Origin of the sequence: Endozoicomonas sp. G2_1 (genome assembly GCF_017744155.1) — a bacterium.
Taxonomy (GTDB): Bacteria; Pseudomonadota; Gammaproteobacteria; order Enterobacterales; family Alteromonadaceae; genus JAGHQT01.
This window is the reverse complement of record NZ_JAGHQT010000001.1, coordinates 403,566-429,639: the sequence shown is the minus strand read 5'-3', so window position 1 is coordinate 429,639 and position 26,074 is coordinate 403,566. Positions and strand designations below refer to the sequence as shown.

The 26,074-nt window shown below is 42.1% G+C and carries 24 protein-coding genes; 16 read left to right on the top strand and 8 right to left on the bottom strand.

What is annotated here, in order from left to right:
• Positions 1-68 precede the first annotated feature (68 nt).
• Both ubiH and J7384_RS01940 read left to right on the top strand, forming a co-directional pair.
• The gene (gene ubiH / locus J7384_RS01945; RefSeq protein WP_209110709.1) at positions 69-1,322 is read left to right on the top strand and encodes a 2-octaprenyl-6-methoxyphenyl hydroxylase; all 1,254 of its coding nucleotides are present in this window, start codon (positions 69-71) and stop codon (positions 1,320-1,322) included.
• Positions 1,323-1,375: 53 nt separating this feature from the next.
• Positions 1,376-2,614 (top strand): FAD-dependent monooxygenase, encoded by a 1,239-nt coding sequence (locus tag J7384_RS01940; RefSeq protein ID WP_209110707.1) that lies wholly within the window; start codon positions 1,376-1,378, stop codon positions 2,612-2,614.
• Between the two features lie 34 nt (positions 2,615-2,648).
• Here the strand turns inward: J7384_RS01940 and J7384_RS01935 are convergent, their stop codons facing one another.
• The 4 genes from J7384_RS01935 to J7384_RS01920 all read right to left on the bottom strand — a co-directional run bounded on the left by J7384_RS01935 (position 2,649) and on the right by J7384_RS01920 (position 4,506).
• Complete coding sequence (locus J7384_RS01935; RefSeq protein ID WP_209110705.1) at positions 2,649-3,209, bottom strand: hypothetical protein; 561 nt, start codon at positions 3,207-3,209, stop codon at positions 2,649-2,651.
• Between the two features lie 242 nt (positions 3,210-3,451).
• Positions 3,452-3,763, bottom strand: a complete 312-nt coding sequence (locus J7384_RS01930; protein ID WP_209110703.1) for an EF-hand domain-containing protein — start codon at positions 3,761-3,763, stop codon at positions 3,452-3,454.
• A 168-nt stretch (positions 3,764-3,931) separates the two neighbouring features.
• Positions 3,932-4,180, bottom strand: coding sequence for a hypothetical protein (locus J7384_RS01925; protein ID WP_209110701.1), 249 nt, complete (start codon positions 4,178-4,180; stop codon positions 3,932-3,934).
• Between the two features lie 53 nt (positions 4,181-4,233).
• On the bottom strand, positions 4,234-4,506 hold the full coding sequence (locus tag J7384_RS01920) for a hypothetical protein (protein WP_209110699.1): 273 nt from the start codon (positions 4,504-4,506) through the stop codon (positions 4,234-4,236).
• Between the two features lie 315 nt (positions 4,507-4,821).
• On the opposite strand from J7384_RS01920, the gene J7384_RS01915 reads away from it, so the two are divergent.
• The 8 genes from J7384_RS01915 (at position 4,822) to J7384_RS01880 (ending at position 15,055) form a co-directional block, all read left to right on the top strand.
• The gene (locus J7384_RS01915; RefSeq protein ID WP_209110697.1) at positions 4,822-6,318 is read left to right on the top strand and encodes a HAMP domain-containing sensor histidine kinase; all 1,497 of its coding nucleotides are present in this window, start codon (positions 4,822-4,824) and stop codon (positions 6,316-6,318) included.
• 39 nt (positions 6,319-6,357) lie between these two features.
• Positions 6,358-7,056, top strand: a complete 699-nt coding sequence (locus J7384_RS01910) for a hypothetical protein (RefSeq protein WP_209110695.1) — start codon at positions 6,358-6,360, stop codon at positions 7,054-7,056.
• Positions 7,057-7,079: 23 nt separating this feature from the next.
• A complete protein-coding gene (locus J7384_RS01905) occupies positions 7,080-8,522 on the top strand; it encodes a sigma 54-interacting transcriptional regulator (protein WP_209110693.1) in 1,443 nt (480 codons plus the stop codon).
• 273 nt (positions 8,523-8,795) lie between these two features.
• Positions 8,796-9,905: a glycine cleavage system aminomethyltransferase GcvT gene (gcvT, locus tag J7384_RS01900; RefSeq protein WP_209110691.1), complete on the top strand. Its 1,110-nt coding sequence runs from the start codon at positions 8,796-8,798 to the stop codon at positions 9,903-9,905.
• A gap of 126 nt (positions 9,906-10,031) precedes the next feature.
• A complete protein-coding gene (gene gcvH, locus J7384_RS01895) occupies positions 10,032-10,421 on the top strand; it encodes a glycine cleavage system protein GcvH (protein ID WP_209110689.1) in 390 nt (129 codons plus the stop codon).
• A 183-nt stretch (positions 10,422-10,604) separates the two neighbouring features.
• A complete protein-coding gene (gene gcvP, locus J7384_RS01890; RefSeq protein WP_209110687.1) occupies positions 10,605-13,511 on the top strand; it encodes an aminomethyl-transferring glycine dehydrogenase in 2,907 nt (968 codons plus the stop codon).
• Between the two features lie 129 nt (positions 13,512-13,640).
• On the top strand, positions 13,641-14,555 hold the full coding sequence (locus J7384_RS01885) for a hypothetical protein (protein WP_209110685.1): 915 nt from the start codon (positions 13,641-13,643) through the stop codon (positions 14,553-14,555).
• Positions 14,552-15,055 carry a hypothetical protein gene (locus tag J7384_RS01880; RefSeq protein ID WP_209110683.1) on the top strand — a complete coding sequence of 168 codons (504 nt, stop codon included), beginning with the start codon at positions 14,552-14,554 and terminating at the stop codon, positions 15,053-15,055. The genes J7384_RS01885 and J7384_RS01880 overlap by 4 nt, the downstream gene beginning before the upstream one ends.
• Before the next feature lie 393 nt (positions 15,056-15,448).
• Here the strand turns inward: J7384_RS01880 and J7384_RS01875 are convergent, their stop codons facing one another.
• Entirely contained in the window at positions 15,449-16,342 is an 894-nt protein-coding gene (locus J7384_RS01875) for a dienelactone hydrolase family protein (RefSeq protein ID WP_209110681.1), read from the bottom strand.
• A gap of 466 nt (positions 16,343-16,808) precedes the next feature.
• On the opposite strand from J7384_RS01875, the gene J7384_RS01870 reads away from it, so the two are divergent.
• Positions 16,809-17,330: a gamma carbonic anhydrase family protein gene (locus J7384_RS01870; RefSeq protein WP_209110679.1), complete on the top strand. Its 522-nt coding sequence runs from the start codon at positions 16,809-16,811 to the stop codon at positions 17,328-17,330.
• Between the two features lie 170 nt (positions 17,331-17,500).
• Here J7384_RS01870 and J7384_RS01865 read toward each other — a convergent pair whose 3' ends face one another.
• Positions 17,501-18,922, bottom strand: a complete 1,422-nt coding sequence (locus J7384_RS01865; RefSeq protein WP_209110678.1) for a M20/M25/M40 family metallo-hydrolase — start codon at positions 18,920-18,922, stop codon at positions 17,501-17,503.
• A gap of 334 nt (positions 18,923-19,256) precedes the next feature.
• Here J7384_RS01865 and J7384_RS01860 point away from each other — a divergent pair, with 334 nt between their 5' ends.
• Positions 19,257-21,110, top strand: coding sequence for a tetratricopeptide repeat-containing diguanylate cyclase (locus tag J7384_RS01860; RefSeq protein ID WP_209110676.1), 1,854 nt, complete (start codon positions 19,257-19,259; stop codon positions 21,108-21,110).
• 88 nt (positions 21,111-21,198) lie between these two features.
• Here J7384_RS01860 and J7384_RS01855 read toward each other — a convergent pair whose 3' ends face one another.
• Positions 21,199-21,900 carry a DUF2306 domain-containing protein gene (locus tag J7384_RS01855; protein ID WP_209110674.1) on the bottom strand — a complete coding sequence of 234 codons (702 nt, stop codon included), beginning with the start codon at positions 21,898-21,900 and terminating at the stop codon, positions 21,199-21,201.
• Positions 21,901-22,075: 175 nt separating this feature from the next.
• Between J7384_RS01855 and J7384_RS01850 the strand changes: the two genes are divergently transcribed.
• The 4 genes from J7384_RS01850 (at position 22,076) to J7384_RS19490 (ending at position 24,964) form a co-directional block, all read left to right on the top strand.
• Complete coding sequence (locus tag J7384_RS01850; RefSeq protein WP_209110668.1) at positions 22,076-23,269, top strand: AraC family transcriptional regulator; 1,194 nt, start codon at positions 22,076-22,078, stop codon at positions 23,267-23,269.
• Positions 23,270-23,532: 263 nt separating this feature from the next.
• Positions 23,533-23,904, top strand: a complete 372-nt coding sequence (locus J7384_RS01845; protein ID WP_209110667.1) for a VOC family protein — start codon at positions 23,533-23,535, stop codon at positions 23,902-23,904.
• Between the two features lie 120 nt (positions 23,905-24,024).
• Positions 24,025-24,276, top strand: a complete 252-nt coding sequence (locus tag J7384_RS01840; RefSeq protein WP_209110665.1) for a Rho-binding antiterminator — start codon at positions 24,025-24,027, stop codon at positions 24,274-24,276.
• 187 nt (positions 24,277-24,463) lie between these two features.
• Positions 24,464-24,964 (top strand): type II secretion system protein, encoded by a 501-nt coding sequence (locus J7384_RS19490; RefSeq protein WP_209110664.1) that lies wholly within the window; start codon positions 24,464-24,466, stop codon positions 24,962-24,964.
• Positions 24,965-25,060: 96 nt separating this feature from the next.
• On the opposite strand, the gene J7384_RS01830 is transcribed toward J7384_RS19490, so the two are convergent.
• Positions 25,061-25,993 (bottom strand): alpha/beta hydrolase, encoded by a 933-nt coding sequence (locus J7384_RS01830; protein WP_209110662.1) that lies wholly within the window; start codon positions 25,991-25,993, stop codon positions 25,061-25,063.
• Between the last annotated feature and the right edge of the window lie 81 nt (positions 25,994-26,074).

The window sequence follows — 26,074 nt, the reverse complement described above, 5'->3', positions numbered from 1 at the left end:
AATGACCAAGAGCATTGTGTAAAACCATAACTATTTGCCACGATTACATACTATGACATAGAGAGCGTATGAATACGGATACTGATTTTGATATTGTCATTGCGGGCGGCGGTTTATCCGGTTGCTTGATGGCGCTAGCACTGTCGGCACAGCACAACTCAAAAGCGGGTAAACCGTTGTCGATTGCTATAGTTGAAGCCAACCCTAAAGCTCAGCACATCAGTGCCAATCAGGGGGCTAGTTTTGATAGCCGAATATTGGCTTTGGCTCACGGTAGTGCCGCCTATTTGGCTGAACTGGGCGCTTGGTCTCATATCGAATCTAACGCCACCGCAATCAATAATATTCACATTTCAGACCGCGGTTTTTATGGTAAAGCACGTATTTATCGAGATCAGCATCAGGTTGACGCCCTCGGCTATGTGGTCGAAATGTCATCGCTTGGTCAAGGGCTGCTAAAAGCACTGGCAAGTTATAGCAATGTGACTTGGTTAACGGGCACTGCAATAACCGAAGTTAATTGGCACCCAGATAACGTAGTCGTCAAATTAGCTGATGTAAGCAATACTGTTGACGGTGAAACCAAGGCGGCTTCAACTAACACTGAAATATCAAGCAATTTGCTGCTTGGCTGTGATGGTGCAAAATCACCGTGCCGACAATTTGCCAATATCGCGATTCACCAGCAGCCTTATCAGCAGTCGGCGCTGATTGCCAATATTCAAATGAGTAAAGCCCATCAAAATCTCGCTTATGAGCGCTTTACTGAAACAGGGCCGATTGCGATGTTGCCTATGGGCAACGATATGTGCTCATTAGTTTGGACGTTAACACCAGAACAAGCGCAAGTGCATTTAAGCCTTGGCGAAGACGATTTTAAAAGCGCGCTCGAAACTGCTTTTGGTTATTGGCTTGGCAAAGTGATACGCGTTAGTGAGCGCTTTGTTTACCCATTGTCGTTAGTTCGAGCCGAAACCAATGTTTATCACCGAATGGCCTTGGTTGGTAATGCCTCTCACACTATTCATCCGATTGCTGGTCAAGGGTTTAATTTAGGACTGCGCGACGTTAGCTATTTGGCTAATTTATTATTGAGTGCTCACCAACAAGGTCGAGATATTGGGGCGTTCGGGTTACTTAATCAGTATGACCAACAACGGCAACAGGACCATCAGGCGGTAATTGGCTTGACTGACTCCTTGGTGACCTTGTTTTCGAATCAACACCCACCTTTGGTGGCTGGTCGCAATATTGCGCTAAAAGCGTTGAATTATCTAACCCCGGCAAAAACGGCATTTGTCGCAAAAACTATGGGTTATTAACAGCTTGTCGAGTATCAGTGCAGAGATAAAGGCACAGTTCAAGAGAACAATTTATGCAAAAGTTTGATTTACTTATTATTGGTGGCGGCATGGTTGGGTTAACGTTAGCGTTAGCTACCCGTAAATTAACCGACTTATCCGTCGCGATTGTCGACAGCCAGCCGATTCAGCCACTTGATTCTGAGCCAGAGCTAAGAGTAAGTGCGATTAATGCCGCGAGCCAAAATATTTTTCAACAGCTTGATGTTTGGCAGGATATGCTCGACAGCCGCGGTCAGACTTATCACCAAATGCACGTTTGGGACAAAGCGGGTTATGGCAAGCTCAATTTTACCGACGAGCGCCTCGACGCAGAGCAGCTCGGCTTTATTCTAGAAAACAAGGTTGTGCGAAACGCGCTTTGGCAAAAAGCTGAGCAAGATGCTGGTATTGCCTTCTTTACTGAAGAAAAAATTACCAATCTCGCTTTTGGTGACACTGAAGTGTTTGCTGCCTTTAGCCAGCAACCACCCATTACCGCCAAATTAGTAGTGGGTGCTGACGGTGCCAATTCATGGTTAAGACAGCAGCTCGATGTTGGTATGGCGTTTCGCGATTATAATCACCACGCGATGGTGGCGACGGTTAAGTGCTCACAAGGCCATCAAGACACTGCTTGGCAGGTGTTTTTACCAACGGGACCTTTGGCGTTTTTACCTTTGTATCAACATCCTGAGCACAGTCAGCAGCTTTGTTCAATTGTCTGGTCAAGTGCGCCTGAAGATATCGCCCGATTAAAGCGGTTATCTTGTGAGCAGTTTAATCGAGAAATTACCGCCGCCTGCGATGGCAAATTAGGCACGGTCGAACTGATAAGCGAATTACAAAGTTACCCGTTAACCATGCGCCTCGCTCATGATTTTTACTACAAAAAAGCCGTGTTAATTGGCGATGCCGCCCATACGATTCACCCGTTGGCGGGGCAGGGCGTAAACCTTGGTTTAATTGACGCAGTCGCTCTGGCCGAAACTTTGGCCGAGCTCACATCATCAGGCCGAGCAATTACTGATGAAGCGGCACTAAAAGCCTATGCGCGCTGGCGTAAAAGTGATGCCAGTGAAATGATCGCGGCGATGGAAGCGATTAAGCAGGTTTTTGCCAGTCGCACTGACGCCATCGATACGCCGCTGCAAGTACTACGCGGCATTGGTATGAGTTTAATTGATGCGGCAACGCCAGTGAAAGACGGTTTAATTAAACAGGCGCTGGGTTACAAAGGTAAAATGCCATCGCTTGCCAAAGCGCAGCGTTAATCATCATACAAAACTAAACGCCAGTATTTTCAACTCAAAGTTGGTCGTAATAATTGCCCGCTTTGTGCCTAAAAAAGACGTTGCAATAAGTTAGCGCTAATTGCAGTGGCTGTTCGCTAATCACTTTAACGTAGGGGTTAAGTTCAAGTGTCACCAGCGTATTTTGCTGCTTGCTAAGCAGTTGCTCATACAATGCTTTTTTATCGTTAACGATACTCGACCAAGGCATTCTAATAATAATATCGCGATTACAATTTGGCGCGGCAATTGGGAAGTGCTCTTTTGGTACTAGCACTTCAAATTGGCCGCCAGCGTTAAAACCGTAGTCTTGATTGATTTTGTAATGCTCGGTGTTGAGTAAATATTGTAAATGATAGTAGGAAAAATACTTGCCGGGATTAACTTTTATCTCGGTCTTTGATTCGGTGACCGGTCGAGCGTTTTCCTCGATATCACTAACCGCTTTAACTAATCGGTCGCTATTGGCTTGATCGTGTAAATTTGATTCAGCGGTTTGATTTGCCGAACTAGCAACGCTAAATAGTGTAGTAAAAATTAGGCACGGCAATAGCCTTTTGGTGGTCATCTTACTCATAGTACTTCTTAAACTCACAAGTAAACTGTTCACATTTGGACAACCAGTGTAGCAAATCGTTGCGAAATAAGGTGAAAAATTATTCAGGCGTTGCGTTTGGGTAAAAAATGGCTGTACTAAAGCTTTCGAAAGCCCGTACAGCCAGCTTAACACAGTCAATGATAGGGGCCATTGAGCTTGTTAATAAGCATTTTGCTGCCGTCTGCAAAATCAGCAAAATGCACTACATCGCTAGGTTGGGACTAGCTTGAGTGGTAGTTCAGGTAAACTTTTTTAAGGTAATCGATAAATTCTGACTTGGATATTAAGCCGTCGGCATTACTATCCCAGTGTTTGGCAACACGCATTAACAGCCGGTCACCACTCATTTCTCGTTGATCAATAAAGCCATCATGGTCGCGGTCAAGTGCGCGAAACCTGTGTTCGAGTACCGCTTTTTTTGTCTCTTCTATGTTTAGAGACTTTTGGTGTTGTGATCGATCGTGATTGGCTGGCTGTGACGCTTGGCTTGGTGTAATGGTAAAAAAGCTCACTACAACTAGGCTCAGGAGCAATATAAGGTTGCTAAAATATTTGCTGAATAACATAACAAATTATTGGTCAATTAAAGTTAATAGAGGTGAGCCAAGGAAACCTTGGCTCTGGCACAGTCGGTTGTTTGGGTGAGCTTATTCAGGCTCGTGTAAGTAATGGGGGCAAACAACCGGCTATTGACTCTGCTATTAGTGGGCAACAGGATTTGAAGTAAAGAGTTCAAATTCTGCTTTTGAGATTACGCCGTCTTGGTCTTTATCTAGTTTTTTAAAGACAGTGGCGAGTGCTTTATTAGCGCTAGCTTCTTGTGAAGTAAGGGCGCCGTTTTTATCAAGGTCTAGGCTGGCGAACAAATCTGCTTTCGGATCTTTTTCAGCACTAGCAATTTGTGATGTTAAGGTAACGATTAATCCTGAAATTAGTGTGATCTTTTTCATGGTATGCTCCAGTTTTATTATGGTTTAGATTTAGGTCTGTACTTTGGTACCGCTTAGTAAAAAAAGCGAGCGGGTTTCTGTGTGTTTAGCTCGATAATACTGCTGCCTAGTTCACTGAACTCTTGTTCAGACAATTGCTGATCTTGGTTACTATCAAGCTGCTGAAATAGTTGTGTCAGCATTCGGTCTGCGCTTGCTTCAATTTGATTGATAAAGCCGTCGTGATTTTTGTCGAGTTGGCTAAATGCGCTGCTTGGCTCATTGGCGGCGACATTGGCAACAAAGAAACAAGCTGATAACGTTAATAAGCTGTGTTTTGCCTTCATAATCTTCCTCACTCTGTTTATGCTTAGTTTTTACTTGGCCTTGACGGTTAACCTTGGCATGCTTATTACGCGTTTAGCAGTTAGGTGAATCAGGCGTCTAGGCGAATTGCGTGATAAACAGTGAATAACAAAAATGGTGCCAGTTAGATAAAGTTTATATTTATCAAGGTGTTGTTGTGTCTTTTGAGTTTTTTAACTGTTTTGAACTTCGGCTTTTGTTGCTATTTTGCAACAAGGTTTCGATGGCTTTTAAATTCTTTATATTTTTCAGTGGGTTATTTTGTTGCTGTTTTGCAACATAGTGTAGGTAAAGCTTTGTTAAGAAAATCAGTAAGTGTTTTTTCTCCAATATCTCAAGCGCTCAATTGGCGTCCAACGCTAGTTCAGCAGTTTGTTTTGAGTATTAGTTTGGCTTTTGTTCCTTTGAGCTTAGTGGTTATTTTGTTTTTACAAACGCTCGATCACGAGTTAGCCCGAGGTCAGCAGCAATCCTTGCTAGTGCAAGAAGTATCGCAGGAGTTTAATAAGCTCAATGACAACAGTGCTAGTTTGGAACGCGCTATTAGACAAAATTGGTTGCTCAACAACCAAGAGCTTGAACAAGTTATCATCAATCAGTGGTTGCAAACCGAGCAAGGCTACCAATTGCTTGTTCAAAAACTGAACAGAGATGCTGATGTTGCTATTTGGCAACAATTGTTAAAGCAGCTATCTGTGGTCGGCAACATTATTGAAGAAACCGGCGCTAATAGTGCTCAGCAAAATAGCGAATCGTTAAATCTGCTTAATCAATTGCTGCTAGAAGCGCAGCGTTGGTTGAGCCAGTGGCAACAGCAGCAAATAATTGTTAGTCAGCAAAACATCCAAGCCCTACAGCAGCGCTTTGTTCGTTGGCTAATGCTGTTAATCCCCTTGAGTATTGTTTCTGCTGCGTTTTTTATTTGGTTGATGAGTCGAGGGCTTAATCGCATTACCGAAGCGATAAGTTTGTTGGGGCAAGGTCGTTTTCAACATAAAGTAGAGGTGCAAGGCAGTGCTGAGCTGGTTGCTTTGAGTAAAAAGCTTGAATGGATGCGACAGCAATTGGCAAAGCTGGAGCAGCAAAAAACAACGTTTTTGCAACACGTCACCCACGAACTTAAAACGCCATTAGCATCTATTATTGAAGGTACCGAGCTGCTTCGAGAAGAAATTGCCGGGCCAGTTAACGCCCAGCAACAAACCGTGTTGACGCTGCTGAATCAAAACAGTGAACGCTTACACAACATGATTAAGAGTTTGCTCAATTACAATGCAATAAAAATTAAGCGCGACCACTGTCGGCAACTTGATATCCAAGTACTCAAACAAACCATTGAACAGCATTTTGAGCAACGACTCGCCAGTAAGCAGCAGGCGCTAACTTGGCAACTTGAACAAGACAACCCTTGCTACCTTGATGCCGATTTACTTGAGATTATTTTGGTTCAATTGGTCTCAAACGGATTAAAGTTCTCGCCAGTACAAGTTAACGTAACCATTGTAATGACCTTTGCTGCTAACTCGTTATTAATTGCAGTGATTGATGGTGGGCCTGGCGTCAGTGATGTTGAACAAGAGCGCGTTTTCGATGCCTTTTATTTAGGACAACAAGGCAAACAAAACCAAGTACAAGGCAGTGGCTTAGGACTAACCTTGGTAAAAGAGTGCGTTGAACAGCTCGGTGGCAACATTAATTTGACCAGCCCTTGCCAACCAAATGGTGGCGGTGCGCGTTTTGATATCACCTTGCCTTATCAGAATCGCTCGGAATCGCAATCAAATAAGCAGTAACTAGCTAAACTAAATAGGTAATTTAACAGAGTAAATAGCATGATCAGTCATCCATTGAAGAAACAATTAGTACTCACTGTGATAGGTACCTTTGCATTAGTTGCGTTATCGGGATGCCAGTTATTACCCGAGCACTTAGCAGGTACTTCGCAACACTCAGCGAAAGAATCAGAGCATTTACCTGCCGATCAATTAATCCAGTTACATGCGCAGGCATGCCAGCTTACTGCCAAAGAGCCGGAGCAAGCAAGCGCGGAGCAGAACCAACAGACTACTGAGCAGAACCGGCAGACCACGACGCTTGAATCAAAACAAGCTTTAGCTGAATTTTTTAATCGTTACTGCCAGCACAGCTATCGCAACCCAGTTGATACTGCTAATGCTTTGCATAAATTACGTCAGCAATATAGCTGGCCGGAACATGTGTTGGCTTATTTCTCGATTCTAGACCAGCAACTATTACATCATCGCGAAGCGCTTTCGGCGCGGGCAATTTTGCGGCGTCGCGGCGAGAAAAGTGATGATGAATTAAGTGCAGCCATTAGCGCCTTAAAGCAAACGTCTGCCGATCTAGCACAAACCCTTGAAGCACTTGCTAAAACGGAACAAGACTTGCTGCTTCGGCAATTTGGTCAAACACCAGAAAGTGCTGATAACGATGTTAAATCTCTGAAAGAAAATCAGCGCAAAGACAAAAAACAAGATCAGCAAGATGACCAAAACAAGCCGATTGAATAAACAGCAGGAATATTAGATTACCCATGAGCACCAATACTGACACCCGCGTTTTACTGGTTGACGACGATACCAGCTTACTTCAACTGTTGGCAATGCGAATTAGCTCGCGCGGTTATCAGGTTATTAGCGCTGAAAGCGGCCAACAGGCGCTTGACTATTTGAGCCAACACAAGGTTGATGTTGTGCTTACTGACTTGCGCATGGAGCAGGTCGATGGCTTGGCCTTGTTGCAAAAAGCTCAGCAACTATACCCGCGTTTACCTGTGATTATGATGACGGCGCATGGCTCAATTCCCGATGCGGTTGCGGCTACCCGTGAAGGTGTTTTTGCCTTTCTAACCAAGCCCATAGATAAAGATGAATTGTTTGATAGCTTAGAGCAAGCGGTAGCGATTTATGGCAATCAAAGCGAACCGGAGCGACAAGAAGGTAAGATTATCACGCGCAGCGGCGCTATGTTGCACGTGCTAGAGCAGGCAAAAATGTTAGCGTCGACTGATGTCAACGTGCTTATTACTGGGCAAAGCGGTACGGGTAAAGAACTACTGGCGCAAACCATTCACGACTATACTTGCCGTGATAAAAGCCGAAATCAAGCGAGTGGCAGTGTAAAGTCGCGTAAATCTCCGTTTGTCGCGATTAATTGTGGTGCGGTACCCGCAGAGCTGTTGGAGTCTGAGTTATTTGGCCATAAAAAGGGCGCTTTTACTGGTGCAGTAAAAGATCACCAAGGCTTATTTCAGCAAGCTGATGGCGGCACTTTATTTCTCGATGAAATTGGCGACATGCCGATTAACCTACAAGTAAAGTTGTTAAGGGTATTACAGGAGAAAACAATTCGCCCCGTTGGCAGTAGCCAAGAAATTCCAATTAATGTTCGAGTATTGTCGGCAACCCATCGCGATTTAAAGCAAGCAATTGAACAGCAGAGTTTTCGCGAGGATCTCTATTATCGACTTAACGTGGTTAACTTATCGCTACCGCCACTAAAAAGTCGACTAGAAGATGTGCCAGTATTAGCTCAGCATTTTGCTGAGTTAATCTACCATCGCACCAGCGGCACTAGCCAAGGGGGGAAACAGTCTGCCTTACCGGAACAAACAGTCTCGAAACAATCACCGAAAAAATTTGCCCCCGAGGCCCTAGCAGCATTGGTTGCTTATCACTGGCCGGGTAATATTCGCCAATTACAAAATGTTATTGAGCAAGTGGTGGCGTTAACACCGGGCAATATTATTTCTGAGCAGGCGATTGTCTCGGCATTGCCTGAAGCAGGACAAACGTCAGAATCGACCGAAATCACCTCATTAAACGACGCCAAGCGCGAATTTGAGCGCGACTATTTAATAAAAGCGCTACAGCTAGCGCAGGGCAACATTGCCCAAGCAGCAAAACTAGCTAAGCGCAATCGCTCTGACTTCTACAAGTTAGTGAAAAAGCATGACATCGATCTAAACCTGCTCTAGTTGTGACTTCTTTTTAATTACTATTTGAACTAAATTCTATTTTTATGATTTATGTTAAATATAATTCAGACTTAACTGATTAGTCAGTTTTTTATTTGAAAAATTAGCTAACTCTATATTGATATTAAAAGCTAGCCATGGCTATAATGACGCCACTTTAACTATTTTAATGCTTAGCTGCTGTAAACTGGTTTAATGCGTCAAGCTCTCGACAAGATCAGACTGACAAAGCCACCAATAGCTGCCTGAGCTTTGATATGGATACCCAAGCTGATGACTGACGTTCAAAAACAAGATCCAAATAAGACGGTATTGCACGCGAAGCACCTTGAAGCAGGTGCTAAAATGGTCGATTTCCACGGTTGGGAAATGCCAATTAACTACGGCTCGCAAATTGAAGAGCACCATGCTGTGCGCCAAGACGCCGGTATGTTCGACGTGTCGCACATGACCATTGTTGATATTAAAGGTGATGATGCAAAAGCATTTCTTCGTCGCTTAGTGATCAATGATGTTGCGAAATTAGACGTTGCAGGTAAAGCACTATACACAGGTATGTGTAACCCTGAAGGCGGCGTTATCGACGATTTGATTGTTTACTTCTTTACGGATACCGATTACCGCTTAGTGGTTAACTCAGCAACCCGTGAGAAAGATCTTGCTTGGTTAAACGCACAATCAGCTGATTTTGATGTCACCATTACTGAGCGCCCTGAATTTGCCATGATTGCCGTTCAAGGCCCTACAGCAAAAGATAAAGTTGCAACGTTATTAAACGACGCTCAAAAAGCTGCAGTAGAAGGTATGAAGCCATTCTTTTCAGTACAAGCGGATGACTTGTTTATCGCGACTACTGGCTACACCGGTGAAGCGGGTTATGAAATTGCACTACCAGCTGAGCAAGCCGCTGATTTATGGCAGCAGTTGTTAGACGCGGGTGTTAAACCTTGTGGTTTAGGTGCTCGTGATACCTTGCGCCTTGAAGCGGGTATGAACTTATACGGCTTAGATATGGATGAAACCATTTCGCCGCTTGCTGCGAACATGGCGTGGACAATTAGCTGGGATGATGAAGATCGCAACTTCGTTGGTAAAGATGTTATTGCTGAGCAACGCGCAGCGGGCGACCAGCCAAAACTCGTTGGTTTGGTGCTTGAAGAAAAAGGCGTTTTACGCTCTGGTTTAAAAGTGGTTACCCCACACGGCGAAGGCACAATTACCTCGGGTACGTTCTCGCCAACACTAGGCCACTCTATCGCGATGGCTCGTGTGCCTCGCGCGGTTAAATTAGAAGATACCGTACAGGTTGAGATGCGTAAGAAACTTGTCGACGTTAAAGTGATCAAGCCGAGCTTTGTTCGCAACGGCAAAAAAGTCTGTTAAATAAATCGCGAATTTGAAGCTAATTTGAACATATGCAAAGATGCTCTATAGTGTGTCTTGATTACCTTAAATCAAATTAACCATAAGCATCTTTTTAAAAATATTTATTAATTGGGAACTATAAAAATGAGCAACATTCCTTCTGAATTAAAATATGCCACTTCACACGAGTGGGTTCGTAATGAAGGTGACGGTATCGTTACTGTTGGTATTACTGAACACGCGCAAGAATTATTGGGCGATATGGTATTTGTTGAATTACCAGAAGTTGGTGACACCGTAAGCACTGGCGACGACTGCGCCGTAGCTGAGTCAGTAAAAGCAGCTTCAGACATTTACGCGCCAGTAACCGGTGAAATTGTAGAAGTGAATGAAGACTTAGAAGATTCGCCAGAGCTTGTCAACTCAGATGCTTTTGGCGACGGTTGGATGTTTAAAGTTAAATTAGACGATCCAGCAGAATTAGATGCCTTGTTAGATGCAGAAGGCTACCAAAACTCTATCGACGAAGAGTAAGTCGAACGTATTAATTTGTAACATTAAGCCTCGTGGGTTCGTCTGAATTTTCGGGGCTTTTTTAATGGTTTGGTTGTACCTGTACTCATTTTAGCAGATAAAAATTGTTGAGTTTACAATAGGTCGCTATTGGCTAATACAACGTATGACAACCGTGTTAATTTTTAATTAGGTAATTGTTTTATGTCTACCACGCAAGCGCCAGCGTCATTAAGCTTGGCTCAATTAGAACAAACTGAAGATTTTATCCGTCGCCACATTGGTCCAGATGAAGCACAAACTCAAGCGATGCTTAACGAGATTGGCGCTGAGTCTGTTGACTCGCTTATTGACGAAATTGTGCCAGATAATATTCGTTTAGCTGATTTACCCAACATTGAAGCCAGTAAGTCTGAAGCACAAGCGCTTGCCGACTTAAAAGCAGTTGCGGGCAAAAACCAATTAAAAACCAACTACATTGGGTTAGGTTACTACGGTACATTAACGCCAAACGTTATTTTGCGTAACGTGTTGGAAAACCCAGGTTGGTACACGGCATACACACCATATCAGCCAGAAATCGCACAAGGTCGTTTAGAGTCGCTCTTAAACTACCAACAAATGTGTTTAGATCTCACTGGTTTAGATTTAGCCAGCGCTTCACTACTTGATGAAGGCACAGCTGCCGCAGAAGCAATGGCACTTGCCAAGCGCGTGTCAAAAAACAAGAAATCTAACACCTTCTTCGTTGCCAGTGACGTGTACCCACAAACCATTGACGTTGTTAAAAACCGCGCTGAAATGTTTGGTTTTGACATTGTTGTTGCACCAGGCGATTCTGTTGGCGAGCACGACATTTTTGGCGCCTTATTCCAATACCCAAGCGCCAGCGGTGAAGTACGTGATATTTCAGCTTTGATCAGCGAAGTTCACGGCAAAAAAGCGATTGCTGCGGTTGCTGCTGATATTATGAGCTTAGTGTTATTAAAAGCACCGGGCGAACTTGGCGCAGACGTTGTTATTGGTTCAAGCCAACGCTTTGGTGTACCTATGGGCTACGGTGGTCCACACGCGGCCTTCTTTACAACGTCTGACAAGTACAAGCGTTCAATGCCGGGGCGTATTATTGGTGTTTCTCGCGATACGCGTGGCAACAACGCTTTGCGTATGGCAATGCAAACCCGCGAGCAGCACATTCGCCGTGAAAAAGCCAACTCAAACATTTGTACTGCCCAAGTATTACTGGCCAACATGGCGGCGTTTTACGCGGTTTATCACGGCCCACAAGGCTTGAAAACCATTGCCAATCGCATTCATCGTTTAGCTGATATCTTGTGTTTAGGTACAGCGAACAAAGGCTTAACAGCCGACCACGCCAATTACTTTGACACTTTAACTTTTAGTGTTAGTAACAAAGATGAAATTGTTGCCCGTGCTACTGCAGCTAACATTAACTTGCGCACTGATGTTGACGGTAAAGTATCAGTGTCACTTGATGAAACGACTACGCGTCAAGATTTAGCTGTATTGTTTGATGTATTGTTAGGCGAAGGTCATGGCTTAGATGTCGCTGAATTAGATCAACAAGTTACTAGCTGTGGTCATTCGTCGATTCCAGCTGAGTTAGTGCGTGAGTCAGATATTTTAACTCACCCGGTATTTAACTCGTATCACAGCGAAACTGAAATGCTGCGTTACATCAAAAAGCTCGAAAACAAAGATTTAGCGCTTAACCATTCAATGATCTCATTGGGCTCGTGTACCATGAAGCTCAATGCTACTGCGCAAATGATTCCGGTGTCGTGGCCTGAATTTGCCAACATGCACCCGTTTGCGCCTATCGAGCAAGCTCAAGGCTACAAGCACATGATTGACGAGCTAGCCAAGTGGTTAGTTGAGTTAACGGGCTACGATGCTATGTCGATGCAGCCTAACTCAGGTGCACAAGGTGAGTACGCTGGTCTTATCGCTATTCACAAATACCACGAAAGCCGTGGCGATGCGCATCGTAACATTTGTTTAATTCCGTCTTCAGCTCATGGTACTAACCCAGCATCTGCGCAAATGGTTGGTATGAAAGTGGTCGTGGTTGATTGTGACAAAAACGGTAACGTTGATATGGCGGATCTCAAAGCGAAAGCTGAAGAGATGCGCGACAATCTTTCTTGTATCATGATCACGTATCCTTCAACACATGGTGTTTACGAAGAAACTATTCGCGACATTTGTGACGTTGTTCATGAAAACGGCGGTCAGGTTTACCTAGACGGTGCCAACATGAATGCGCAAGTGGGCATTACTTCACCGGGCTTTATCGGCGCTGACGTATCGCACTTAAACTTGCACAAAACCTTTGCTATTCCACACGGTGGTGGTGGTCCAGGTATGGGACCTATCGGTGTTAAATCACACTTAGCGCCATTTTTACCTGATCACCCATTAGTGACGGTAAACGAAAACACTAAAGGCAACGGCGCAGTATCGGCCGCACCATTTGGTAGTGCAGGTATTTTATGTATTTCTTACCTTTACGTTGCCATGTTAGGCAAAAAAGGTGTTACTGACTCAACTAAATATGCCATCACCAATGCTAACTACTTGGCACACAAGTTAAGCCAACACTACCCAATTTTGTACACTGGTCACAACGGCCGTGTTGCCCACGAGTGTATTGTTGACTTGCGTCCGTTAAAAGAAGCTTCAGGCATTACTGAAATGGACGTTGCTAAGCGCTTGATGGACTATGGTTTCCACGCACCAACTATGTCGTTCCCGGTAGCTGGCACACTAATGATTGAACCAACAGAATCAGAAGCAAAACCTGAGCTAGATCGCTTTGTTGAAGCAATGGTGAGCATTCGCAACGAAATTCGCAAAGTAGAGCAGGGTGACTGGACGTTAGAAGATAACCCGCTCCACAACGCACCACATACGCTAGCAGATATTACTGACGCTGGTTGGGATAGAGCATACACCATTGCTGAAGCCGTATTCCCTGTGCAAGCAGCCGCAGCCAATAAATTCTGGCCAACAGTAAACCGTATTGACGACGTTTACGGCGACCGCAATTTAGTTTGTAGCTGTCCTAGTACGGATACATACAAAGACTAGTTAAGTTGTTGATACTAAGATGTAAAAAGCGGACGTCATGTCCGCTTTTTTGTGTTTTTATATTCAAATTGTTATATGATTAATTTCATTAGATAGTCTTACAATTATGTTTAAAGGTAACAAGGAAAAATGCACGCATTAACGATGTACTCACTTTCTATGAGAGAACATGCAGCTCGAACACCTGATAATAAATCTGGTTTAATTAAATTATTTGAATCAGGTCTTTATGAACACATAATAGCTTTTTTAAAAAGCTATGGTGACAAATATCATGAGTTGGAATATTCAAGTAATAGTGTATTGCATGTTGATCCAAAATGGATTAAACAAGATGGTCAGTTTATTTCTGGGTATATAGAGTATGGTCATTTTGGTGTGCCGGGTAAGCTTGTAAATATAAAAACTTCCGCAAAGCACTCAAAATCTAAAAATGATAGCGATATTAATCATTTATATTATTGCTTTTACCTTCCTAGAAATAGTACAAGAGGCGTAGCACTATTCCATAAAATCCATGGTACAGGAATCAAAACAGTATTTGAAAACGAGTTTACTAATTATCTTGTTAAGAAAAAAATTTATACTAAGTTGAGTATGAGGCCGATTACTCGTAGCAAGGTAGCTAAAGATTATTTGAACAAAACTAATGTGAAAAAGTTGGTTCTAGAGCGATTCAAAACAGCTGAATTTCTGGGTGATGCAGCAAATCAGCTGCCGACAGGTACTACTTTTGATGTAGTGATAAGAGCACCAAGAGGTGGCATATTGGGGACTCTAGATGAATTTCAAGCTAAAAAGCAAGATGCTAAATTTTCTGATAATGTAGTTGTAGCAAATGAACTATGCGGAAAAGTTAAAAGCCAAATAGAAGTCGATGGGCAAACTAGAGTTACTGAGTTAGCAAATGAAGGGACTGAGTCTAGAATTATTTTAACTGAGGCAGATGTTAAGATGGAAAATAATTTTCCTTCATATTCATCGTTGGATAAATTTGCCAAGAAATTAGCGAAAGAGCTATCTGAAGAAATGGTATTAAAATGAGTAATAAAATCAGTGTCTTTGAAATAATAAAAGGTAATTTTGATACTCTTTATGATGTAGATACAGGCAAAAGAAGTTATATGGATATAGCAACATTCTACTTTCTTCCCTTGTCTATAACGCTCTATGTAATACATCAAAGTTATTTGATTCCAGATAAGTTGATAGGAGACCTTCTAACAGCTAGCACTTTATTAGCCGGCCTATTATTGAACTTGCTATTGATGGTTTCCAATACTAAGGCGAAGCTCCCAGTTCCCGAGTTAGGTGCTCATGATTATGATTTGACGGTTTTGAAAAGAACAATAGTACAGGAGCTTTTTTTTAATGTTTCATCAGCCTCTTTAGTATCGTTTTTTCTTTTGGTGTTTTGTATATTAGGGAGAGTTTTCAGCAACTCGTTAACAATTAGCTGCGTTATTATTTTTTTGAGTATTCATTTGTTTTTTAGTTTTTTGATGATTACTAGAAGAACATATAAACTTTTATTAAATCTCTAGAATTTCTTTAGATAGATTTAGGGGATGACTTAATAAAAAAATTGGTAGCATTCAGAGTCGGTAAACCCTTATAAATTTCAGTGTCCAAAAAAGGAAGGCAAATTTGCCTTCCTTTTCTATGTCTTTTGGGTTGTTAAAAACTATTAGCGTTTTGCTTTTAAGTCCACATCTGTATCAGCAAATAAGAAAATAGTTGTAGCATCAGCGGCAACGTTTTGTGCTAATTTGACAAATTTAGCCTTATTTGGCCAATTTTTCGGGGTGAGTCTAGTGCTCACCTTTTTTGATCTAGGGTTAGCATATTGATATACGCATAAGACCGACGTAAAAAATTTTAACAAGGTAACAAGTTTAAATTGCGTGATATGCGCGGAACGTAGGTAATAACTTGCATTATGTTAAAGCGGTTTCAAACAGTGCCAGCATCCTAGACCATGCTTTTTCTGCTTGCTCTTTGTGATAAACACTTGCATCGGGTGGACACCAGCCGTGTAAAGTATCTTTGTATACTTCGATTTCAGCGGGAATACCTGCGGCTTTGTAGGCGGCGGCTAAGTCGTGTTTTACATTAGGGGAACGCTTGTCGTCGTTTTCCGCAATCGCATGTAATACGTGAGCTGGAGAGCTAGGTATTAAAAGGTGGGGACTGTCTTTTTTGTCTGTTACCAAACCACCGCCGTGAAATGATGCTGCTGCGCCAACTCTGGCAGGTACTGCTCCAGCGGTTCGCATAATCAGTGGACCACCCATGCAATATCCGGCAGTACCTATTTTGCGTTTGGTATCGACACTTTTTTGTAGGTCAATAAACTGAATATATGCCCGTGCATCTGACATACTATTTTCATGGTTGAGTTTACGATACATGGGGATTAAGAATTCTCGTACTCCGGGATCGCGGAATTGCTTAGCTGGGTCAATAACAGGAGCTTTAGCATCCCGATAAAAAGGGTTAACCACCAAAACAGCGTATCCCTGAGCGGCAAGGCGCCTGCCCATCGCTTTAAATGCTGGGCGTAAGCCGCGAATGTCTGGCCACATAAGTATGCCCGGAAATTTGCCTTTAGCGGGATGGACAAAAAAGCTGTCTGATGTGCCGTCCGGCATAGGAACATTAACATCTGATTCAACTAATTGATCTTCATAAGCACCGCGAGCCTGAGCAAACCCTCCATAACAAAGCGCAAGGATGGCCGCGGCGCTGAGTTTATTAAAATTGCGACGACTGAGTTTGCCGCCGTTTTGCTCAAACTCCAAGTTGTCTTTTTCCGTGAAATCATCACACATGATGTTCTCCTAAATTGAGAAAGCGATAATAGGTTGTTGTATCTTAGTTCTTATAATTCAGTGAGCTTGGCGCGGCCATCCTACCTCGGCAACAACGACATAGCTTGTCTTACAACTATGATCTAAAAACTTGGATATTTCTTTCATTGAGGTTGCATTTAGCGAAAAATTAACAATTTATGCTCAGATAGAGGCAATGGCAGTGCGTCAATCAGAATAACTTTGCTTAGAAAAGCTTATGGCGACCAACTAGCAGTTGCGCGCTCTCTTATTTTGTCTACTGCTATGATGAACTTAGCTGTTTAACATACCTTTGTTATTTTTATGATCTAAGTGTTCCATGGTTTATCTGCTCCCATTTACTTTTCATATGTTAGATTTGCAATAGCGACTATTAACACAGTGATTAAAGTTCACTAGACTGCATAGGCTACAATAAAAATAAATAATTAATAGGTATAAAAAGATGCGTTATCAGCTAGGTAATATAGTGCCAAATGTGGACTCTTCGTGCTTCGTTGCGCCAAATGCTAGTGTCATTGGCAACGTTGAACTCAAACCCAATGCCAGTGTGTGGTTTAATGTGGTGATGCGTGGTGATATGGATAAAATTACTATTGGTGCCAATAGTAATATTCAAGACGGCAGTATTTTACACGTTGATAAAGGCTTTCCAATTGAAGTGGGGGAGCACGTTACCGTGGGTCATAAAGTGATGCTACACGGTTGCACTATTGGTGACTTAAGTTTAATTGGTATGAACGCGGTAGTGCTGAACGGCGCTAAAATTGGCAAAGGTTGTATTATTGGCGCAAATAGCCTAGTTATTGAAGGTATGGAAGTTCCCGATGGTCATTTAGCCTTGGGGTCGCCAGCTAAAGTGATTAAACCACTGGATGAAAAAGCACAAAAGTTACTCGCAATGTCTGCCGCACATTATGTCGAAAACGGTCAGCGCTATACTAAAGAATTAGTAGTGATGAACTAGCGGCGTTTGAAGACTAATTGTTAGTTGTTGAACTGAACAGAGTAAAACACTTAGTGTATAGTCTTATCAGAAAGTTGATAGTAGTAACTAGCACTCAACATGCTAAGCAGACAAAAAAGGAAGGCAAATTAGCCTTCCTTTTCGATACTTATTCGATTGTTAAAAACAGATTAGCGTTTTGCTTTTAAGTCCACATCGGTATCAGCAAATAAGAAAATGGTTGCAGCGTAAGCAGCAACGTTTTGTGCTAATTCATCAGGATTGATTTTATCCAAAGTATCATCAGGCGTATGGTGTAAGTCAAAGTAGTCGGTACCTTCTTGACTCAAGCGAATAGTCGGCACGCCTTTTTCGGCGATTGGGATAATGTCTGGGCCACCACCTTTAACGTCTGAATCACCGCGAACAATGCCTAGTGGAGCGATTATTTTGGCGATTTCATCGACTAATTTGGTCGCTTGTGGGTTAACGTTTGACACCAAACGCCAGATGTTTCTTGCACCAAAGTCAGACTCGGTTGCTAATACGTGATTGTGAAGGTTTGCTTTGTGCTTTTTAGCATAAGCGCGCGCGCCTAGTAAACCGACTTCTTCAGCACCAAACATGACTACGCGAATCGTGCGTTTTGGACGTTTAGGTAAGTTGGCAATTAACTTAGCCGCGGCGGTAGTAATAGCGACACCAGCGCCATCGTCAACCGCGCCTGTACCCAAATCCCAGCTGTCTAAGTGACCACCAATCAGGACGATTTCCTCAGGCTTTTCGCTACCAATAATATCAAGTACTACATTGCCACTGGTAACATCGCCTTTCCAATCAGAACCTGAGTGAAGTGAGATAGCTAACGGCTTATTTAAGTTGTGTAAGCGACGTAAGTGATCGGCATCTGGGTTAGAAATAGCAATCACTGGAATGTTCGCCCATTTGTCGCCGTTTTTGCTCATCATACCTGTGTGTGGGAAACGGTGAGAATCAGAGCCAACCGAGCGAATTACTAACGCACTAGCTTCGCCGCGCTCAGCGTGTTGCCAGCCAATTCTGCGCTTTTGATTTGACGGGCCATAACCTGCGCCCGTTTGGCTTTTTACCATGGGTTCGCCATCAACAAAGGCGACTTTGCCTTTTAAGCTGCCATCTTTAATTGCTTTTAAAGCGTGAATATCTCTAAAGTAAACAATTGGTGCATTAATTTCTGCTTTACTTGGCGCTGCGCCGCCAAGTGCAGAGCCGTATAGCTCCTGATTGTATGGTGATGTTAGCGCGATATGTAAGTGGCCGCGATCCCAAAATGGCATGGTAAATTCTTCAATTGAGACTTTATCAAAACCTAATTCTTTGCCTAGTTCAGCGCCCCAGTCACGCGCGCGTTTTTCAGCTTCTGAGCCACCTAATCGAGGACCAATTTCAGTGGTTAACGACTCAACAATGTTAAAACCTAAGTCGCTTTTAAGGGCAGTTGCCATTAGCTGCTCTGCGGTTGCTTTTTGTTCTGGTGTAATAGGCGACTTACCAGCTATCAGCGGCATACTTACAACGCTTAACAAGGCGCTACCGAATAGGGTTTTGAGCGCGACATTCTTCAATAACTTCATTTTGGCTCCATGGAAGGAAAACGATAATCTTTATATTGTTTTTATTAAAAAGAGGGCAAAGTCTATAACGTTCGCGGTGCTTATGGCAATTTTTTGGCTATTTTAAGTATTCTTGTATTGCTTTAAATGGAACTAATTTCGCACAGCACATTTGTATAAAAATCGTTAATATAATTCTTTTTGCTAAAAAGAATGGTGATATACTTTTTTTAGTGTGACTAGCCAGTAGGGCAGCGAATCAACTAGATGTTGCTCCTGAGCTTTAGGAAGAGTTTTGTAATTGAGGAACCAGATGTATCACAATGTCTCTAGACTTTGGTTAGTTATAGCCCTAATGGCACTTCTCTTTGTATCCGTCCCACTTTGCGCGTTAGAGTTCGAATCTGAACAAGATACTCTGTTAGCAATAGAAAAGCTGACCAATGATCACAGCTCTTCGCCATTCAAAAATATTTCAGAGCTTAAGGACATTAGCCAGTTCAGCCTGCGGAAAGGTTGGTATCAAGCAGTAATTAAAGCAAATATTAATGTCATGAATATCTATCTTGATGTAGAAGATTTTCAGGCCATAGCATCATTACTAAATGAGACGAAGCCCTTGACAATTAAGTATGTCAATGAGAGTGCAAGTATAGCCATAGAAGTCATTGAACTTAACTTGTTAAGAGCCGAAGGAAAATTAGATAGAGCTAGGGAAATCCAATTATCATTGCTTGCTGAAGCTCCTTTGATTGAAGACATAAAGTTGAAGGCTTATGTTTTTTTTAAGTTAGGTGTGCATCAATTGTTTACTGAGCAATTTACCGACGCCTTAACTCATTTTAAAAAGGCCTATCACCTATATTTGCAGCTAGAAAGTGATTGGGGAGTGCAAATAACGCTTAATGCAATAGGTAATTATTATAGCGCAGTAGACCAACCTGAAATGGCAATACAGTACTTTACTGACGCTTTAACCTATATCCGAAAACAACAAAACACATTTGATGAATCCGTTGTTTTGTACAATATTGCCAACAACCATCGCAAGCTTGGTAATGGTGTTAAAGGTATCGAGTTTGCTTCTACCGCGCTGGCGCTTAGCCAACAGTTAAAAGATAACATTGGTGTCGCTTGGGCGCAGGTGGTTATGGCTGAAGCTCACCTTATTGAATCTAACTTTGCATTGGCAATTTCACTAGCCCAAGATGCATATCAAGTTCTGTCGACTACTAAGAACCATCGGGTACAAATCCGCTCGCTGAGCGTTATCATTAACGCTGCGTTGGCACTAGATGATATTGAATTGGCTGAACAAACACTCGCAATAAGGCTCGCTAAAAGAAGTGATTCAGAGATTATCCAAGAGCAACTTAAGCTATTAAACCTACAAACATTATTGGCGCAAAAGCAGAAAAAATATCGAGATGCGTATTCTTATTTAAACGAGTCTATTTCGTTGTCTGAGCAACTAAACACTGCAAAAAACGAAAAGACTATTCAGCGGTTGAGAGTTGAGCTTGATTTAGAATTAAAAGAGCAACAAAACGCGCAATTAAAACGAGAAAACGCATTGAACCAGCAGTTGCTCGAAAAAGAGATTGATCAAAAAAGACTGTTTGTGACCTTGTTGGTTTTGGCAATTATTACTTTACTACTGCTATTTTTGTTTGCTTTTATGCAATATAAGCTGAGGCTAAAATTCAAGGCACTTTCACTTAAAGATCCCCTTACTCAATCTCACAATCGTCGCTCTATCATAGAAATAGCGCAAAATTATTTTGACGAAGCAAAACTTGGTAGTGGCCCGTTCACTTTGTTAATGTTGGATATTGATCATTTTAAAAATATAAACGATACCTATGGCCACGACGTCGGCGACAAAGTTTTAGTTACGTTTGCTAATGCTTGTACCCGTGTAGTGAGAAATACAGATGTCTTTGGGCGCTACGGTGGTGAAGAGTGGTTGTTGTTGTTACCTCAAAAAACAATCGATATCACCGAAGAGATATTTAACCGGATATCGGAAGAGTTAGCTAGAGTATCTATTCCAAATCTTCCTGCGCACGAGAAAATAAAATTTAGTATGGGTGCTGTCCAGTACTCAGCAGAAACAGATAACAACCTAGGGCAGTTGATTAAACGTGCCGATGCGCTGATGTATCAAGCAAAAGCGCAAGGACGAAATTGTTTTGTCGCTGAAAATTAGCGAGTAATACTATCAGGCTGAAAAACTCATTTTGTTGAGTTGCGTGGTATTGACGTTAAATCAATTGCTATTTCTTGAAGTAAATTGATTAACGGTGTTTTTTAGTCGATCGTTTTATCAAGTACTCCGCGACGATAAGGTTACCGATTATTGCGATAATACGGCCATAGTCGTATAACAAGTTAATTATTAGTGGTTTCAAGCTTTCGATTTGTCCCAAGGTCAAGCTAAATGTAACTTCAACAAATAAATATGTCACTGCCGCCAAGGTAATCGCTATTGCTCTAATCATCCATGCTCGATGTGCAAAGATATTTCTTTGCACTATGTGCTTTACCGCCACTGTGAATGATATGCACATGGCAAGCGACATTACCACCAAACCGACATATCTCGGCCCTACGTCATTAGGTGTAAGGGTGTGGTGCATCCAAATTGCCGATAGAGCCATGATAATTCCCGCGACAAAGACTAAATAGCCTGAGTATTTGTGTAGTTTAGGGCGTTTACTCCTTAACCCTGAAGAAAATTGAAACGGAGCAGAGATAAAAAATAGCACGCCACTTAGTCCATGAACGAGCACTGCCCAAGGTTTTGATAAGTACAAACTCTTTACAAACGCTAATGGCAACTCGTCAGAGACTAAGCCAACTAAAACACTCATTACAATGGCAAGTGCGGGAAGGCCCGGTATTGCCAATAGTAAAAACAACATTGTAACAACAGGCCAATTATTTGAGGCTGATGCTACGTTTGACATTGTCGAATTTTTATAAAGTGTTGATGACATACTTACTCCGTTTTAGTGGCTGGTTTCAACGCGGAGTATTTTGTAAAGTGAAGATAAAAAAGTCGTTCGACTTTGACGGGAAATACATTTTTAGCCGTCCGAAACTATAGGACAGGACGTTTTTAGCTAATAAATTCTTATAATTAAGTGCCCTTAAACAAGATGAGCCGATAGGATGATTGAATCAGGTTATATTTTTTTTGTTACCTCTGCATCTGTAACACTTGCCGTTTTTGCCATACAGTTGCTGCTATTAAGGGTAAAACAGCAACAAGCTTATTTTCCGTTAGTTATTTTTTTTACTGGCTTGGTGATTGTTTTAAGTAAGCCGCTAGTCGCCGGGGTTAGCCCTGCACTGGAATTATATGTTTTAGTGTTTTCTTTACCGGCGTTGTTAGTTCTACCGCCTAGCTTTTGGTGTTACGTTGAAGGGTTAACACATACAAAGCAGTGGCGTTTTCATCAGGGGCACCTTAAACATTTTGTGCTGCCGCTGTGTGGGTTACTAGTCTCACTTGTTACCTTGATACTACCAACAGACCTAGTAAGAGCGGTTTTAACCAATGGTGAAACGGCGTTAAGTACTGCCAATTCGGCAATGCGATATTTTATCTACGGCTTAGTTATTTCTACTTTTATCTTGATACTTGCTTGGCTTGTGCAGTCGAGTTATTACGTTTTTGCCGTATTTAGGCGCTTGAGTAGATACCGCCAGCAGTTAAAGCAGGTTTTTGCGAGCACCGAAGCAAAAGAGTTTTATTGGATATCATGGCTATTGATCGCGATCGGCTGTACATGGTTATTATTGGCGACATACTTGTTTGTAGACAACCTCGTTGGCTCGTTGGCGTTTTCGTTTGAACCGTTAAAGATACTCGTACTGGCGATGATTTGGACGATTGCGGTGTGGTCGCTTAGACATAAACCAGGCTTTCAAGAGATCTATCATGAAGATACCGAAGCGATTGTCTTTGACGTAGAGACAAGCACTCAGGCTAAATACCAACATTCAGCATTAACTGCGCAACAAGCGACTGACATCGCCAACCGAGTAAATGCTTTGATGACGGAGAAAAAAGCTTATTTAGACGCCAATATTTCACTACAAAGGCTAGCGCATCTAGTTAACACTACCCCCAACTATTTATCTCAGACCCTCAACGAACAGTTAAACACAAGCTTTTTTGATTATGTTAACAAACATAGAATTGAAGCAGCAGGTGAGCAGCTAATCGGCGGTGACAAAAGTGTATTAGATATCGCTATGGACGTTGGTTTTAATTCTAAATCATCTTTTTATACTGCTTTCAAAAAAACAACTAACACAACACCGACAGCTTATAGAAAGCAGCATAAACAAACAGGTTAATCATTCGGTATTGCAGCACTGAAGTATGAACCAATCACGGAATTTTCATGTAAATCTAGCTTTGTGTGAAAGTAAAAGTGCGTTATTGCGTTTCTATACTTAATCGCTGTAACGATATTGTGAAGGTATTGAGGAAGATAAAAGCCAAAACTAATCGCTATCTAGCTGTTATTTTGCGGTTAAAGGTTATTTTAAGTATTTGATAGATTCGCTACACTTGAAGCACTTTTCGAGATATCTATTTAACATTTAGGAGATTTTCCATGCTTGGATACGTAACTATTGGCGTCAGTGATATGCCAAAATCTGAAGCTTTTTACAATGCTTTGTTAGCTGAATTAGGTGCAAAACAACTTGTCGGTATGGATCGCATCAAGTTCTACGGTTCTGAAGCGGGCGGCGCAATGTTTTCTATTTGTATTCCATTTAACAAAGAAGATCCTGAGCCGGGTAACGGTACTATGGCGGCATTCTCTGGTGGCGACCAAGACGGTGTTAAAGCACTTTATCAAAAAGCGATTGAGTTAGGTGCTACCTGTGACGGCGAACCAGGTCAACGCACAGACTTTTTTTATGGTGCTTACGTGAGAGATTTTGACGGCAACAAAATCTGTTTCTACGAAATGAACCTCTAATAATGTGTTGCGCTGGTGTTACCAACTAAACCAGCAACGGATTAATAGCTAAGCAGCTAAGTCTCACTTGAGGTTTTGGCTGCTTTTTATTTTCATTGTTTTATCTAGTGATTTTTCAAAATGCTCAGCTGCGATTTACATGACTATCTTGAAATAGCCTGTATGTTTAACATTCCTGTTGTTGTGACTTGTATTAATGGCGACAAATATCAGGGGATTCCTGTTACTACATTTATTACCTCTGAAAAAGTCGAATGTTTAAAGTTGAAGCTTGAAAACGGTGACGAGCTGCTATCTATCCCTCTTGAAACCTTAGAGTCGATGCAAGCCTTAGTTAGCAATCCGCACTTTGATTTAGTTAATTTCAAGTAGCTAAATTAAATTGCCTAATCTCTGACGTTGATATTAGTCGGTATCATTGTTTCTATAATGGATAAGTGATTACTACCTTATTCATGGGAATTTGATTGACCTTTGCCCCCTAAGCTCATTACACTAAAATAATTGATTTTTAGCGGTATTTTGATAAACCGTATTTTGTTAATAATGAGGTTATGGTTTGCGCACTCAACAAGGTTTCACATTAATTGAATTAGTCGTTGTTATCGTTATTCTTGGTATTTTAGCCGCTACAGCCGCACCAAGATTTATTGATTTAGCGGACGACGCTGAAGAGGCCGCTTTTGATGGTATTGCCGCCGCTTTTGAAGCCGGTGTTAATCAAGTTCATGTGGCGTGGTTAATACGTGGTAATAATCGTGCGGTTCTCGATTTTATTGAAATTTCAGACCCTGCGGTTGGTGGTGACTTGAGTGTTAATAGTGCTGGCTACCCAGCAGATACTCGCGGTACCAGTTTAACACTTAATAGTGAAGCCGACTGTTTAGACGTTTGGCGTGCAGTTTTGGTCTCTCAGGGAGCCGCAGTTGCTGGTGATAATTCAACCGATTTTGAAGCGACTTACAATGGCAATAACACTTGCACCTATACCTATAATCGTCAAACTAACTTAACAGTTGATTACGACTCAAACACTGGCGATGTTACGACAAACCGCTAACTGCCCACCACTAGGCGCAGAAAAATAAGGCGTGATGTTATGTAAAAACAGTCACGCCGAATGAAGCCTTATTAATAGCCAATGGCTTACAAGGTATTACGCCATGTATTTATCAAACCATTCAATCATGCTTTGCGGGTGTTCACCCAAATAGTTATAGCCATCAAAGCGCTGCGTTGTTCCTTTAATCCAGTGAAGTTTTTTATCTTGCGGTGCTAGCTCGAGTAGCTCATATGTTACTTGCACATCGTTTTCAGGATCTGACCAAACGTCATCTTTTACTTGAACAATGTAAGTAGGCACCTCGACGTGTTTGACGTATGGATGAATATTCATCTCTGAATTTTTGAAGCCACCTGCTTTTACTTGCTCGTCATCGAGTAAAGCGATGTGCTCTGGTTGATCCAATCCGTATGCTGCCATGATCTTTGGTACACTAATGCCCATAGATGCTGGCTGAGGACATACAAGTGCTTTTACATTTTTAAAGTACTCTGGCATTTTACTCATTGCGACAAAGGTTGCATTGCCTCCCATACAGCGGCTGAGTAGTGATACTGTCATGTTGGCAAGTGATGGATGATTGTTCACGTAGTCGAATGCGCCAATAACGTCACGCCATTCATATTGGCCGGTACCGCTTATGCCCCCATTGGCTTGGCCACTTTTACCGTGATTTCTCATATCGTAAGTGAGAATGTTGTAGCCTGCATCATGCAGTGCTTTGTACTCTAAGTGAAAGTTAACTTTTGTTGGGTTAAAACTACTCCAAGGTGCTAAGTCACCAGGGAAGCCTGTTCTACTCATTGTTGCTGGGTGATTACAAATAATTAATTTGTTCGAATTTGTTGCCGGGATAAACCAGCCCTCAAGTGGGACACCGTCTTTCGACGGAAAAAATACGTCCTGATACTCCATGCCATAGTCTGTAGGCGCACCTATTACTGGCGCTCGCTGAGGTTTAACATTGGCCTCAGCGATAGATTTGATCATATCAATTTGTTCATCAGTTGGTTGAAATGTCTTCATGGTAAAATCCTCATTTGCAATGTTGGAATTATATTATCTTTACATTGAGTCGAGCAGTAGTTGGTGCTATTTTGAATTACT

Coding starts and splice junctions, on each gene's coding strand:
- J7384_RS01850 (WP_209110668.1), top strand. CDS start 22,076: ATGATTGAATCAGGTTATATTTTTTTTGTTACCTCTGCATCTGTAACA.
- J7384_RS01885 (WP_209110685.1), top strand. CDS start 13,641: ATGCACGCATTAACGATGTACTCACTTTCTATGAGAGAACATGCAGCT.
- gcvP (WP_209110687.1), top strand. CDS start 10,605: ATGTCTACCACGCAAGCGCCAGCGTCATTAAGCTTGGCTCAATTAGAA.
- J7384_RS01870 (WP_209110679.1), top strand. CDS start 16,809: ATGCGTTATCAGCTAGGTAATATAGTGCCAAATGTGGACTCTTCGTGC.
- J7384_RS01880 (WP_209110683.1), top strand. CDS start 14,552: ATGAGTAATAAAATCAGTGTCTTTGAAATAATAAAAGGTAATTTTGAT.
- J7384_RS01910 (WP_209110695.1), top strand. CDS start 6,358: ATGATCAGTCATCCATTGAAGAAACAATTAGTACTCACTGTGATAGGT.
- J7384_RS01935 (WP_209110705.1), bottom strand. CDS start 3,209: ATGAGTAAGATGACCACCAAAAGGCTATTGCCGTGCCTAATTTTTACT.
- J7384_RS01905 (WP_209110693.1), top strand. CDS start 7,080: ATGAGCACCAATACTGACACCCGCGTTTTACTGGTTGACGACGATACC.
- J7384_RS01855 (WP_209110674.1), bottom strand. CDS start 21,900: ATGTCATCAACACTTTATAAAAATTCGACAATGTCAAACGTAGCATCA.
- J7384_RS01845 (WP_209110667.1), top strand. CDS start 23,533: ATGCTTGGATACGTAACTATTGGCGTCAGTGATATGCCAAAATCTGAA.
- ubiH (WP_209110709.1), top strand. CDS start 69: ATGAATACGGATACTGATTTTGATATTGTCATTGCGGGCGGCGGTTTA.
- J7384_RS01865 (WP_209110678.1), bottom strand. CDS start 18,922: ATGAAGTTATTGAAGAATGTCGCGCTCAAAACCCTATTCGGTAGCGCC.
- J7384_RS01860 (WP_209110676.1), top strand. CDS start 19,257: ATGGCACTTCTCTTTGTATCCGTCCCACTTTGCGCGTTAGAGTTCGAA.
- J7384_RS01920 (WP_209110699.1), bottom strand. CDS start 4,506: ATGAAGGCAAAACACAGCTTATTAACGTTATCAGCTTGTTTCTTTGTT.
- J7384_RS01940 (WP_209110707.1), top strand. CDS start 1,376: ATGCAAAAGTTTGATTTACTTATTATTGGTGGCGGCATGGTTGGGTTA.
- gcvT (WP_209110691.1), top strand. CDS start 8,796: ATGACTGACGTTCAAAAACAAGATCCAAATAAGACGGTATTGCACGCG.
- J7384_RS01875 (WP_209110681.1), bottom strand. CDS start 16,342: ATGTGTGATGATTTCACGGAAAAAGACAACTTGGAGTTTGAGCAAAAC.
- J7384_RS01925 (WP_209110701.1), bottom strand. CDS start 4,180: ATGAAAAAGATCACACTAATTTCAGGATTAATCGTTACCTTAACATCA.
- gcvH (WP_209110689.1), top strand. CDS start 10,032: ATGAGCAACATTCCTTCTGAATTAAAATATGCCACTTCACACGAGTGG.
- J7384_RS01830 (WP_209110662.1), bottom strand. CDS start 25,993: ATGAAGACATTTCAACCAACTGATGAACAAATTGATATGATCAAATCT.
- J7384_RS01840 (WP_209110665.1), top strand. CDS start 24,025: ATGCTCAGCTGCGATTTACATGACTATCTTGAAATAGCCTGTATGTTT.